The organism is Bradyrhizobium sp. CSA207, from assembly GCF_029051685.1.
In the GTDB taxonomy this organism is placed as follows: Bacteria; Pseudomonadota; Alphaproteobacteria; order Rhizobiales; family Xanthobacteraceae; genus Bradyrhizobium.
This window is the reverse complement of record NZ_JAACFT010000029.1, coordinates 12,836-26,049: the sequence shown is the minus strand read 5'-3', so window position 1 is coordinate 26,049 and position 13,214 is coordinate 12,836. Positions and strand designations below refer to the sequence as shown.

The 13,214-nt window shown below is 64.1% G+C and carries 10 protein-coding genes; 5 read left to right on the top strand and 5 right to left on the bottom strand.

The genetic code is table 11. The features are described 5' to 3' along the window. The first annotated feature begins 36 nt into the window (after nt 1–36). The 4 genes from GWG65_RS28680 to GWG65_RS28665 all read left to right on the top strand — a co-directional run bounded on the left by GWG65_RS28680 (nt 37) and on the right by GWG65_RS28665 (nt 4,539). Complete coding sequence (locus tag GWG65_RS28680; protein WP_275198876.1) at nt 37–1,017, top strand: LysR family transcriptional regulator; 981 nt, start codon at nt 37–39, stop codon at nt 1,015–1,017. 319 nt (nt 1,018–1,336) lie between these two features. Next, nucleotides 1,337–2,722 (top strand): ABC transporter substrate-binding protein, encoded by a 1,386-nt coding sequence (locus GWG65_RS28675; RefSeq protein ID WP_275198875.1) that lies wholly within the window; start codon nt 1,337–1,339, stop codon nt 2,720–2,722. 96 nt (nt 2,723–2,818) lie between these two features. Next, a complete protein-coding gene (locus tag GWG65_RS28670) occupies nt 2,819–3,691 on the top strand; it encodes a sugar ABC transporter permease (RefSeq protein WP_148742882.1) in 873 nt (290 codons plus the stop codon). Then, nucleotides 3,688–4,539 (top strand): carbohydrate ABC transporter permease, encoded by an 852-nt coding sequence (locus tag GWG65_RS28665; protein ID WP_275198874.1) that lies wholly within the window; start codon nt 3,688–3,690, stop codon nt 4,537–4,539. Before GWG65_RS28670 ends, GWG65_RS28665 begins: the two co-directional genes overlap by 4 nt. A 103-nt stretch (nt 4,540–4,642) precedes the next feature. Here the strand turns inward: GWG65_RS28665 and GWG65_RS28660 are convergent, their stop codons facing one another. The 5 genes from GWG65_RS28660 to GWG65_RS28640 form a co-directional block, all read right to left on the bottom strand. Continuing rightward, on the bottom strand, nt 4,643–5,455 hold the full coding sequence (locus GWG65_RS28660) for an ABC transporter permease subunit (RefSeq protein ID WP_275198873.1): 813 nt from the start codon (nt 5,453–5,455) through the stop codon (nt 4,643–4,645). Between the two features lie 4 nt (nt 5,456–5,459). Continuing rightward, nucleotides 5,460–6,374 carry an ABC transporter permease subunit gene (locus GWG65_RS28655; protein ID WP_275198872.1) on the bottom strand — a complete coding sequence of 305 codons (915 nt, stop codon included), beginning with the start codon at nt 6,372–6,374 and terminating at the stop codon, nt 5,460–5,462. After that, entirely contained in the window at nt 6,371–7,543 is a 1,173-nt protein-coding gene (locus tag GWG65_RS28650; RefSeq protein WP_275198871.1) for an ABC transporter ATP-binding protein, read from the bottom strand. The genes GWG65_RS28655 and GWG65_RS28650 overlap by 4 nt, the downstream gene beginning before the upstream one ends. A 51-nt stretch (nt 7,544–7,594) precedes the next feature. Continuing rightward, nucleotides 7,595–9,073, bottom strand: coding sequence for a glycerol-3-phosphate dehydrogenase (locus GWG65_RS28645; protein ID WP_275198870.1), 1,479 nt, complete (start codon nt 9,071–9,073; stop codon nt 7,595–7,597). A 139-nt stretch (nt 9,074–9,212) separates the two neighbouring features. After that, entirely contained in the window at nt 9,213–11,900 is a 2,688-nt protein-coding gene (locus tag GWG65_RS28640; protein ID WP_275198869.1) for an EAL domain-containing protein, read from the bottom strand. 202 nt (nt 11,901–12,102) lie between these two features. On the opposite strand from GWG65_RS28640, the gene GWG65_RS28635 reads away from it, so the two are divergent. Further along, complete coding sequence (locus tag GWG65_RS28635; protein ID WP_275198868.1) at nt 12,103–13,206, top strand: NAD(P)/FAD-dependent oxidoreductase; 1,104 nt, start codon at nt 12,103–12,105, stop codon at nt 13,204–13,206. Nucleotides 13,207–13,214 lie beyond the last annotated feature (8 nt).

The following is a 13,214-nucleotide window of genomic DNA, read 5'->3' as shown; positions in this document are numbered from 1 at the left end:
GGTATTATTCCGTATATCGATACAAAGGAGCGTGCCATGAATGCAGAACTGCTCGACCTCAAGGCGTTCATCACCGTGGCCGAGATGGGAAGCTTCGTCCGCACCGCGAAGGCGCTGAACCTGTCTCAGCCGGCGCTGAGCCGACGCATTCAGAAGCTGGAGGAAAGCCTCGGTGCGCCGTTGCTCGAACGGTCCACGCGCCACGTCAATCTCACCATGACGGGCCGCGACTTCCTGCCGAAAGTGCGCCGCCTCATCGACGAGTTCGAAACCTCGGTGCTCGCCATCCATGATATCGGCGCGCGAAGTTCAGGTCTGGTCTCGGTGGCTGCAGTGCCGACAGCGGTATTCTATTTCCTGCCGCGAGCGATCGGCCGGTTCGCCGAAGCATATCCGCGCATTCGCATCCGGATTCTGGACATCGGCGCCAATGAAGGATTGGAAGCGGTAGCGCGCGGAGAAGCCGACTTCGGCATCAATTTCATTGGCGCTTCGCATGCTGAAATTGAATTCGAAAAACTGGTTGAAGACCCTTTCGTCCTGGCCTGCCGCCATGACCATCCATTGGCAGCGCGCAAACAGGTGAGTTGGTCGGAGATTGTGCCGCACCGTGTGATCACCGTGGGCCGCAACAGCGGCAATCGCGCTTTGATCGACAATGCCATGGCGCGGCACGGCTTGCAGCTCAACTGGACCTACGAAGTCGCTCACCTCTCCGGTTCGCTTGGCTTGGTCGAGGCAGGATTGGGCGTCGCTGTGCTGCCGAGGCTCGCGACGCCAGCCGCCGGCCACCCGATCATTCACACCATTCGGTTGACCGAGCCGGAGGTGTCGCGGACGATTGGAATTGTGCGCAGGCGCGGGGCGACGCTATCTCCGCATGCCAGCCAGTTGCTCAAAATGCTCCTCGAGGCATGGCGCTCTCCCTTGCGGACAAGCGGGCAAGGCAGGTCGCGGCCCCGATCTGCTGAGGCGAGTTCGAATGCTGCTGAGGCGGGCCTGAAGCGGAAACGCTGATAGCTGGCCCGCGGCGCGGTGCCAGTCTGTTCCCCTATCAAGCTGGACCCCACGGATCACTCTACGACAGCCGGATCTTCTGGCGATTCGGTGTGTCATGTAGCGGATGGTGCGGCGAAGCCAGAACCCCGAGGCGAATTGATGGCCGCGAATTGATGCAGCGTTTAGATCGATGCGCGGACGGATGCGCGGATTAAGCATCTTCACAGCCTTCACCCCACGACCTATGTCTGACAAGAAGCCGCTAGATCGGATAGCGGCCATGGGCTAGTGTTTTATACGACCGGTTAAAAACACCGGCCGTTTGAGGGAGAAAAACGTGAAATCCAAGGTTATTGGCGCAGTATCACTGGCGGTCGCTGCGGTCGGGCTGTTTGCGGCTACTGCACCCGCCTTTGCGCAGCAGAAGACGATTACGGTCTGGTGGGGCAAGGGCTTCTACCGCTCCGAAGACGACGCGCTGATCGATACGATCAAGAAGTTCGAAGCCAAGACCGGCATCAAGGTCGAATTGTCGCAGTACGCGATCCAGGACATGATTCCGAAGACGGTCGCGGCACTCGACGCCGGCACTGTGCCCGATGTCGCCTATTCCGACAGCTACGACGTGCAGGCGCAGGGCAAATGGGCCTATGAGGGCAAGCTCGAGGACCTCACGGACGTCATGGAGCCGATCAAAGGTCGGTTCGTGCAGAACACGCTGGATGCGTCGATCCTCTATAACGACGTCACCAAGAAGAAGGCCTATTACGGCTTCCCGCTGAAGCAGCAGAGCATGCACGTCCAGATCTGGAACGACATGCTGGAGAAGGCCGGCTTCAAGCAGAGCGACATTCCGACCGACTGGGTGGGCTACTGGACGTTCTGGTGCGACAAGGTGCAGCCGGCAATCCGCAAGGCGACCGGCCAGCGCATCTACGCCGTCGGCCAGCCGATGGGCGTGGAATCCACCGACTCCTTCCAGTCGTTCTACACCTTCATGGACGCCTACCATGTCAAGCTGGTCGACGACGACGGCAAGCTCACCGTCGACGATCCCAAGGTGCGCGACGGCCTGATCAAGGCGATGAAGGACTACACCGACACCTACATCAAGGGTTGCACCCCGCCATCCTCCACGACCTGGAAGGATCCGGATAACAACGTTGCCTTCCACAACAAGACCATCGTGATGACGCACAACTTCACGATCTCGATTGCGGCGAAGTGGTACGAGGATTCGACCAATCAGGCACTCACGCCCGAGCAGCGCGAAGCCGGCAAGAAAGCCTACGAGCAGGACATCATCACCGCGTCCTTCCCGAAGGCGCCCGATGGCACGACTATCCGCTACCGCTCGGACGTCAAGACCGGGCTTGTCTTCACCGCGGCCAAGAACAAGGCCGAGGCCAAGCAGTTCATCAGCTTCCTGCTCCAGGAAGAGAACGTCCGTCCCTATATCGAGGGCGCGCTTGGCCGCTGGTTCCCGGTGACCAAGGAAAGTCAGGCCAGCCCGTTCTGGCAGGCTGACAAGCACCGCAAGGCCGTCTACGCCCAGTTCACCGGCGGCACGGCGCCGTTCGACTTCACCAAGAACTGGAAGTTCACGATCCTCAACAACGAGAACGTGTGGGCCAAGGCGATGAACCGGGTCGTCAGCGAGAAGGTTCCGGTCGACAAGGCCGTCGACGAGCTGATCGTCCGCATCAAGCAGGTCGCGGGTTAATCGATCCTTCCCTCTCCCCGCTCCGCGGGGAGAGGTGCTAGAACAGCCACCGGCCGCCTCTCGCGGCCGGCAATTCGTTTTGAAGAGTCCTAAAGAATGGCGATCACGCTCTCTGGCGATCATGCGATCCTCTCACCGCCCTTATCGTCGCGGCTGACCCCGGCGCAGGTCTGGGGCATCGTGCTGCTCGCGCCCTATCTGCTCGTCTTCCTCGCCTTCGTCGTCTATCCCGTCTGCTACGGGCTCTGGCTGGCGCGGGCTCCGGCGAACTATGTGGCGCTCTATAACGACCCGATCTTCGCGCGCGCCGCGGTCAACACCCTGATCTTCCTGGTCATCGGCATCAACATCAAGATGCTGATCGCGCTGTTCCTGTCCGGCTTCTTCGCGCAGCAGCGCACCTGGATCAAATGGCTTTCGGTGATCTTCATCCTGCCCTGGGCAGTGCCGTCGATCCCGACCATCCTGTCGGTGCGCTTCATGCTCAATCCCGAATGGGGCGTGATCAACCACCTCATCTTCTCTTTCACCGGCGATGACGGCCCGAACTGGCTGAACGACCCGACGGTCGCGCTGACCATGGCGATCGCTGTGCACATCTGGAAGTCGCTGCCGTTCTGGACGCTGATCCTGATCACCGGCCGCCTTGCGATCTCGCACGATCTGTTCGAGGCCGCCGAGGTCGACGGCGCGAGCTGGTGGCAGAAATTCCGCTTCATCACTTGGCCGTCGATGCAGACGCTCTACATCACCTGCACGCTGCTCTCGATGATCTGGACGCTGGGAGACTTCAACAGCGTCTACCTGCTCACCGGCGGCGGGCCGGCCGACCTCACCCATGTGCTGGCGACGCTCGGCATCCGCTATCTCAGGCTCGACCAGCTCTCGCTCGCGATGGCCTCCATCGTCTGCGCGATGCCGTTCGTCCTGCCGCTCGTGTACTTCATGATGAAACGGTTGTCGCGATGAAGCTCCCCACCTTACGCGAAGTCGCGACCGAAGCGCGGTTGCTGCTGATCGGCATTCCCGTCTTCATCTGGACGATGGTTCCGATCTATCACATGTTCCTGTTCGCGATCTCTCCGAAGGAGGACGCGTTCTCGGGCAAGCTGTGGCCGGACCATCCGACGCTGCACAACTTCGAAATCGTGTTCAAGCAGCAGCACTATTTTCTGCGCGACTTCTATGTTCAGTTCTGGAATTCGCTGGTGATCGCCGCCTCTGTCGGGGTGCTGACGCTGTTCATCGCCACCGCGGCGGCGTTCTCGATCTCGCGGCTGAAGGTGCCCGGCGGACGCATCGTGATGAACCTGGCGCTGTTTACCTATTTCATCCCCGCGGCGTTCCTCGCCGTGCCGATGTACCGCACCATGGGCAATTACGGTCTGCTCAACAATCACTGGGCGCTGATCCTGGCCATGGTGACGATCGCCTCGCCCTACGCGATCTGGGTGCTGAAGCAAGCGTCCGACAAGCTGCCGGTCGAGCTCGACGAGGCCGCGGTGATGGACGGCGCCACCACGCTCCAGATCTTCCGCCTGGTCTACCTGCCGCTGATGATGCCCTCGCTGGTCGCGATCGGCACCTATGCGGTGCTGCTCGCCTGGAACGAGTATCTCTACGCGTTCCTGCTGCTCTCGAACGACCGCGAGATCACGCTCCCGGTCGCGCTCGGCAACTTCCTCGCCGCCGACGATTCGCCCTGGGAGCTGTTGATGACGACCGGCTTCATCTACGCGCTGCCGCCCGCCGCAATCTACTACGCCTTCCGCCGCTACATGGTGGGTGGGCTCACGGCGGGTGCGGTGAAGTCGTGAGCCATCGCTCGTCATTGCGAGCGAAGCGAAGCAATCCAGACTACCTCTGCAGAGGCAGACTGGATTGCTTCGTCGCAAGAGCTCCTCGCAATGACGGCGGGGCCTACAGCGGTGCCGCGCTCTCGCCCTGCGCGCTCGACAGCTTCGAGGCGAGCGAGGCGATGACGATGACGACCGCGATCAGGCCAATCACTAGCGTGCAGATCGCGTTGATCTCGGGCTTCACGCCAAGCCGTACCTCCGAATAGATCCGGATCGGCAACGTCGCCGAACCGGGGCCGGTGGTGAAGCTCGCGATCACGAGATCGTCGAGCGACAGCGTGAAGGCCAGCATCCAGCCCGCGACGATCGCAGGTGCGATCAGTGGCAGCGTGACGGCAACGAACGCGCGGACCGGATCGCAGCCGAGGTCCATCGCCGCCTCCTCCAGCGAACGGTCGAGCGAGCCGAGACGGGACTGCACGACCACCGCGACGAAACACATCGTCAACGTGGTGTGCGCCATCGTCACCGTCCAGAAGCCGCGCTCGGCATCGAGTGCTACGAACAGCAGCAGCAGAGACAATCCCGTGATCACCTCGGGCATCACCAGCGGCGCATAGAGCATGCCGGAGAACAGCGTGCGGCCGGCGAAGCGCTCACCGCGCGACAGCGCTACGGCGGCCAGCGTGCCGAGCAGGGTGGCGATGCTCGCGGATGAGGCGGCGACCTTGAGGCTCATCCAGGCCGCCTCGATCATGGCGCGGTCGCCAAAGAACTCGTGGTACCAGCGCAGCGACCAGCCGCCCCACACCGTCACCAGCCGCGAGGCATTGAAAGAATAGATGACGAGAATGAGGATCGGCAAATAAAGAAACGCCAGCCCCAGCGCGAGCGAGGCGACGTTGAAGCGGGACAGGCGGGAGCGTTTGCGCATCGCCTCACCGCCCCTGTTCCAGTTGCCGGCGCTGCAGCCGTTCGTACAGCAGGAGCGGCATCAACAGCACCACAAGAAGAATGATGGCCGCAGCGGACGCGACGGGCCAATCCTTGTTGGTGAAGAACTCGAGCCACAGTGTCTGGCCGATCATCAGCGAATTTGAACCCGCCAAAAGGTCGGGGATGACGAACTCGCCGACGATCGGAATGAAGCAGAGGAGCACACCGGCGCCGATGCCCGGCAGCGACAGCGGGAAGGTGACGAGCCAGAATGCCTGCCAGGGCGGTGCGCCCAGATCGCTGGCGGCCTCCTCCAGCGCCGGCTCCATCTTCGCGAGCGTCGCGTAGAGCGGCAGGATCATGAACGGCAGGTAGGAATAGACGATGCCGATATACATCGCGCTGTCGGTGGAGAGCCACACCACCGGCTGGCTGACCAGATGCAGCGCCAGCAGGATCTGATTGAGCAGGCCGTCGTGCTGGAGGATGTTGATCCAGGCGTAGATGCGGATCAGGAACGAAGTCCAGAACGGCACGATCACCAGCACCATCGCCACCGCCTGCCAGCGGGTCGGCAGCCGTGCCATGCCGTAAGCGATGGGATAGCCGATCAGAAGCAGCAGCGCGGTCGCGGTGACGGCAACCGTGAGGCTGCGCACGTAAGCGTAGACATAAAGGTCGTCGGAGACGAGCAGCTTGAAATTGTCGATCGACAGCGCGGCAAAGGCAGCCTCGAGCGACGCCCGTCCCGCCGTCAGGTCGAACACTGGCTCGTAAGGCGGCTGCGCGATCACGGTCTGCGATAGGCTGATCTTGAGCACGAAGGCGAACGGCACCAGGAAGAGCAGCACCATCCAGACATAGGGCGCGATCGCGGCAAAGCGCGCCGGTCGCGCAAAGATGCGGCGCGCGCTCATGGCGGCAGCACCACGCAGTCGTCGGGCGTGAACCAGGCAACGACGTGCTGGCTCAGGCTATAGGCATCGGCGTCGAGGCGCGCGCTGTTGGCCACCGAAGCCTGCACGATGCCGCCTGTGTCAAGCTTCACCTTGTACGTGGTGGAGCCGCCGAGATAGCAGATGTCCGCGACCACGCCGTCCAGCTGGTTGATCGCCGTCTCACGGCCGGCCTCGCTCACCGGGCCGCGGCGGGACAGCTTGACCTTCTCGGGGCGGATCGCGACCGACAATCTCGTTTCGCCGGTCGGCTGGCGCGGCTCCGCCACCACCAGCGTGCCGGCGTCGCGCGTGGCGATCACCAGGCGATGACCGTCGCGGAGTTTGAACTCGCCCTCGAACAAATTGACGTCGCCGACGAACTCCGCGATCCAGCGCGAGCGCGGCGCCTCATAGAGTTCGCGGGGGCTCGCGACCTGAGCGAGCTTGCCGGCGTTCATCACGCCGATCCGGCTCGCCATCGTCATCGCTTCCTCCTGGTCGTGGGTGACGACGATGAAGGTCGTGCCGAGCCGGCGCTGCAGCTCCATCAGCTCTCCTTGCGTGCTCTCGCGCAGCTTCTTGTCGAGCGCCGCGAGCGGCTCGTCGAGCAGCAGGAGCTGCGGCCGGCGCGCCAGTGCACGGGCCAGCGCCACGCGTTGGCGCTGGCCGCCGGAGAGCTGGTTGGGCTTGCGCTTTTCCAGTCCTTCGAGCTTCACCAGCGCCACCATCTCCGCAACGCGCGTGTCGATGTCGGCGCGCGCCATGCCGGCGCGCTTCAGGCCGAAGGCGATGTTGTCGCGCACCGAAAGGTGCGGAAACAGCGCATAGCTCTGGAACATCATATTGATCGGGCGCTCATGGGGCAGCGCCTGCGCGATGTCCTTGCCGCCGAGCAGGATGCGTCCCTCGTCCGGTGCCTCGAAGCCGGCGAGCATGCGCAAGAGCGTGGTCTTGCCGCAGCCGCTCGGACCGAGCAGCGCAAAGAACTCGCCGGCCCTGATGTCGAGCGAGACGCCGTCCACGGCCCGGAACGTCCCGAACGACTTCGCCACTCCCTCGATGCGCAGCAACGGCTGGTCAAGCGCCAGATGCGTCTCCACATCCGCAACACCCGCTGCGGCTTCCATTTTGGGCAACTCTTCAGCCATGTTCCCCGCCAACCCGATTCCGCCGCACGCTAGCCGCCGATCGGCCTTTGCTCAACCGGTTCGAGGCGGATCGTTCAGATTCGCCATGAATGCGGCCAGCGCGTCGCGGTCCGCCTGAGACATGGTCAGGCCGAGCTTGGAGCGGCGCCAGAGGACATCTTCGGGAAAACGCGCCCATTCGTGGATCATCAGATAGCGCACCTCGGCACCGGTCAGCTCGGGGCCGAAGACCGGACCAAGCTCGTCGCGTGTCTTTGCCTCGCCGAGCACGGCCGACAGCCGGGAGCCGTAGGCCGCAACCAGGCGCTGGGCCTGTGGCTCCGACAGAAAGCGCCAACGGTCGCGCGCGAGATCGACCTCGATATCGAAACGATCCCAGGCAAAATCTCCGCCGGGGAGCGCAGCGCCGGCCGTCCAGCGCGGTGACATCGGATAGAACGGCGTCAGCCGCGACACCGCGCGCTCCGCGCGCAGGCGCGAGGTGGTGACGTCGCCGCCGAACATCGTGATCAGCGGCGCTTTGCGCCGGCGCGCATGGAACAGCGTCGTGCCGTCGCCTCGTCGCGCCGAGGCCGGCGTCACGTTGACGCCGGAGACCGCTCGCACCACGTCGGTCGGCGCGATGCTCTCGCGGAAATAGCGGCTGGCCGCCTCGCAGAGATAGCTGACGTCGGCGCCCGACACTGCGACGATCGCCGGATCGCCTGTGAAGGCACGTGTGGTCGTTCCGATCAGCGTGAAATCGCGCTCGAACGGGATCGCGAATATCAGCCGTCCATCGTCGTTCTGGAAGACGTAGACGTTGTCGGACTCGAACAGCCGCGGCACGATGATCTGACTCATCTGCGTGGCCGCCACGGGCAGCTGCGGCTGCCGCAGCACCGTCTCCGCAACCATCGAGGTCCAGCCGCCGGTGGCGTTGGCCAGCGCGCGAGCCGTGATGACCCGGCGATGGCCGCGATCGACCACGGCGAGGCGCCAGACATCGGTCCTGTCGGCGCGCACGCAGCGCGCTCCGGTCCGGATCACGGCGCCACGTTCGGCGGCATCCAGTGCCGTGAGCACCACCAGGCGGGAATCGTCGACGATGCAATCGGAATATTCGAACGCGGTCCCGAACGGACGCTTCAAGGCGTTGCCGACCGGATGATGCGTGATGTCGAGGGTCGTCGTTGCAGGCAGGCCGCCCCGGTGCGTGAGGCTGTCATAGACGAACAGGCTGGCGCGCAGCAGCCACGGCGGACGCTCGTCCGCATGAGCGGGGATCACGAAGCGCATCGGCCTGACCAGATGCGGCGCGATCCTGAGCCAGATCCGGCGCTCGGCCAGCGCCCGGCGCACCCGCCAGAAGCCCCGCCGTTCCAGGACCGACAGATCGCCATGGACCAGCCGCGGCGTCGCCGACGAGGCGGCGCCGCCGAGATCGCCCTGCTCGACCAGGATGACCCGCAGGCCGCGGCCGGAGGCATCGCGCGCGAGGCTGACACCGTTCAGGCCGCCGCCGATGATCGCGAGATCGTAATCCGCCATGAAGCCGTCGAGAGAGCGAAATTAAGCGCCTGCCATCACTAGAGCCATTTCCGTTCCGATGAAATCGGAACGGGCTCCAGATTCTCGTTTTGATGCGTTTTCTTTACGCTACCCGGAATCCACTTCGCTCGAAAGCGCTCTAGCCGGTCTTGAGCGCAAGCTCCATGGTCTCGGCGCGGCCGACGAGGCCGGCATATTGCCCGATCGGCAACGGCTTGCCGAGCAGGTAACCCTGGACGCCGTCGCAGCCCTCCTTGGCGAGGAAGGTCAGCTGGTCGAGCGTCTCGACGCCCTCCGCGATGATCGACATTTCAAGGCCGTGGCCGAGATCGATCACGGCGCGCACAATCGCCGCCGATTGCGGGTTGCGGCCCAGATTGATGACAAAGGCGCGGTCGATCTTGATCTTGTCGAACGGGAACGCCTGCAGGTAGCTCAGCGAGGAATAGCCGCTGCCGAAATCGTCCATGGAGATGCGCACGCCGAGCGCCTTCAGCCGGCGAAGCAGCGCCAAGCCGCGATCGAAATCCTCGATCAGCACGCCCTCGGTGATTTCGAGCTCGAGCCGGCCGGGCGCGAGACCAGTCTCGAGCAGAATCGAATGGACCAGCCCGACCACGTCGCCGTGCATGAACTGCGCCGGCGACAAATTGACGGCGACCTGGAGCGGCTTCGGCCAGGACGCCGCCTCCCGGCAGACCTGGCGAAGAATCCATTCGCCCATCTCGACGATCAGGCCGCTCTCCTCCGCAATCGGGATGAACTCTGCCGGCGAGACCTGGCCACGCACTGGATGCTGCCAGCGCGCCAGCGCCTCGAAGCCGATGATTTCGCTTTCGGCGACGCTATGCCCGGCGATCGCCTGCGGCTGGAAGGCGAGCGACAGCTCGCCATTCCTGATCGCCATCGACAGGTCCTGGTGCAACACGCGGCGGTCGCGGATCTGCTGGTCCATCTCCGGCTGGTAGAGGCTGATCGTGCCGCGTGACTTCTGCTTGGCGCGGAACAGCGCAGCACCCGCATTGGCGAGCAGCGAGGCGCCGTCGGCGCCGTTATGCGGGAAGATCGACATGCCGGTGGTGACGCCGGCGCGGACCGCGCGGCCGTCGATCTGGAATTCCCGGGCGACGGCATCGCCGAGCTGCCGGGCCAGCGCAAGGCCCGTCTCGGGCTGCTTGCCGTCGATGATAAGGCCGAACTCGTCGCCGGACAGGCGCGCCACAACGCCGCCGCGCGCGGCATCCTGGAGCCGCTGCGCCACCTCGACCAGCAGCTTGTCGCCGAGCGCATGGCCGAAGACGTCGTTGACCTCCTTCAGGCCGTCGAGATCGACGCAGAGGACGGCAAACTCCTCGCTGGTGCCCTCGCAGGCTTCGATCATCTGGGTCAGCGCCTGGAGGAAGGCCGCGCGGTTCGGCAGGTCGGTGAGGCCGTCGTGATAGGCCATGTGCGCCATGCGCGATTCGGTCTGCCGCCGGTCGGTGACGTCCTCGTGGGTCTTGATCAGATATTGCGGCTCGCCGGAGTCGCCCAGCACGGTGGCGCGGCGGGTGAGGAACAACCGCAGTCCGTCCTTGGTGGAGATCGGGTGCTCCTCGGTGATCATCCCGCGCTTCTTGATGGCGGCCTCGTCGCGCGCGATGATCAGCTTGGCTTCTTTGGGATTGAAGATATCGGCGGCGGTCAGGCCGGTGGCTTCTTCGCGCCTGCGGTTGAGGATGGTTTCGGCGCTGCGGTTGGCGAGCAGATAGCGGCCGTCCTTGACCTGCTCCACGATCAGCGCCACTGGGATGTTGTCGACTACGAGCTCGAGGAACTTCTTGGTGCTCTCCAGCTCCTGCGACAGCGAGCGCCGGTCGGTGATGTCCTCGAACACCAGCAGCAGGAATTCGGGCTGGTTGTTCTCGTTGCGGACCACGATCCGGATCGAGGCAACCATGCGGGCCCCGGAGCTGCGCTCGACCTCGAATTCATTGCGATACTGGCCATCGGGCGCCGCGAGCGCGGCGCGGTCGGTCGCCTCGATAATGGCCGCCGAATTGGGCGCGAACAGCTCGCGCGCATTCTTTCCGGCGACATAGTCCCGCGAGAAGCCCCAGAACCGCTCGTAGGCGCTGTTGGCAAAGATGTAACGGCCGTCCTCGATGGTCTTTGCGGCGACGCAGGCCGGCACGTGATCCAGCACCGTTTCCAGAAACTGCTTGGTAGACGCGAGCTGCCGCGACAGCCTGCGCTGATCGCTGACGTCGAGATGTGTCGCCACCGAGCCACCGTTGGGCAGCACGAAATATTTCACCAGGATGGCCCGCCCGTCCGGCAGTTCGGTGATCAGGCCGTTCAGGCTGGCCGCCTTCTCGTAGAAATCGTCGTCGGAGACACCGAGGACGGCGCGGTCGCGCCGCAGATTGAGGAGGTCGTGGCCGGTCATATCGGCCCAGAGATCCGACCGCGACAGGCCATAGATATCGAGATATCGGTCGTTGCAGAAGATGATGCGCCGCTGCGCATCCGTCATCACCACGCCCTGGTTCAAATTGTTCATGGCGGAGGAGACGAAGGCGTTACGCCGCAATTGCGACCGCTTGGCCCGGCCCACCGCGGAATGGATCCACAGTGCGATCGCCGCCAGCAGCGAGCAGACGGCGATTGCTCCGATCAAGGCTTCCCAGACCAGACTAGGGTCGACGCTGCCGAGATAGCTCACCGGGACGAGTTCTTCGAACAGGGAAGAAGAGGCGCGCGCCGGCGCGACCGCGCTGGCCAGGCACACGAGGGCCTGCACAGCAATCGGAAGCGTGCTGCCCACGTGCCAGTTCTTCTCAGCCATCAGCCACCCGCGATTTCAGTACGGGATTGTCTGGCTTCACGGGTTTGGATCGGGTAAACGCCTGTACGCGCAACGGAAAAATGTGACATCAAGTACGGCAATTGCCCTGACATGATAAATGCCTCGTTAACGGAAAACGGCCTTGGCGGCCGCCTCCAGGCTCCGATGCCATCGCCAGTTCTAGCGGACATCTCGTACAACCATGGATAGGGTTGACTGCATCGTCGTCGGAGCCGGCGTGATCGGGCTCGCGGTGGCGCGAAAGTTGGCGCAGGCAGGCCGCGAGGTGATCGTGCTCGAGGAAGCCGAGGCCATCGGCACCGTCACCTCCTCGCGCAACAGCGAAGTGATCCATGCCGGCATCTACTACCGCGCCGGGAGCTGGATGGCGCGCATGTGCGTCAGCGGCAAGCACGCGCTTTACCGCTACTGCGCCGAGCGCGGCGTCCCCCACAGGAATTGCGGCAAGCTGATCGTCGCGACCAGTGCAAAGGAAACCGAGAAGCTGCAATCGATCAAGGCGCATGCCGAGGCCAATGGTGTACTCGACATGCAGCTGTTCTCCGGCGAGGCCGCGCGCGCGCTGGAGCCAGCGCTTGCCTGCGACGCCGCGCTGCTCTCGCCTTCAACGGGCATCATCGACAGCCACGCCTACATGCTATCGCTGCGCGGCGAGGCCGAGGCGGCGGGCGCGGCCTTTGCGTTTCACACGCCGATGATCCGCGCCAAGGCGGCGGGCGGCGTCATCGAGATCGACGCTGGCGGCGAATCGCCGATGACGTTGCAATGTGGCCTGCTCGTCAACGCCGCAGGCCTCTCGGCGACGACGGTGGCGCGCAACATCGACGGCATGCCGCTGGACCGGATTCCGCCAGCCTACCTTGCCAAGGGAAACTACTTCAGTTGTAGCGCCAAAGCGCCGTTCTCGCGCCTGATCTATCCGGTACCCGAACCGGGCGGGCTCGGCGTGCATCTGACGCTGGACTTGGCGGGCCAGGCGCGTTTCGGCCCGGACGTCGAATGGATCGAGACGATCGACTACGCGGTCGATCCCTCGCGCGCCGAGCGCTTCTATCCGGCGATCCGCAAATACTGGCCGACGCTGCCCGATGGCGCGCTGCTGCCGAGCTATTCGGGCATTCGTCCGAAGATCGTGCCGCCGGCTGTTGCCACGCAGGATTTCCTGATGCAGGGCCCGCGCGATCACGGCGTCGAAGGCCTGATCAATCTGTTCGGCATCGAATCGCCGGGGCTGACGTCATCCCTCGCAATCGCGGATCACGTCGCCGAGTTCGCAGGACTCTAGGTCCAGTG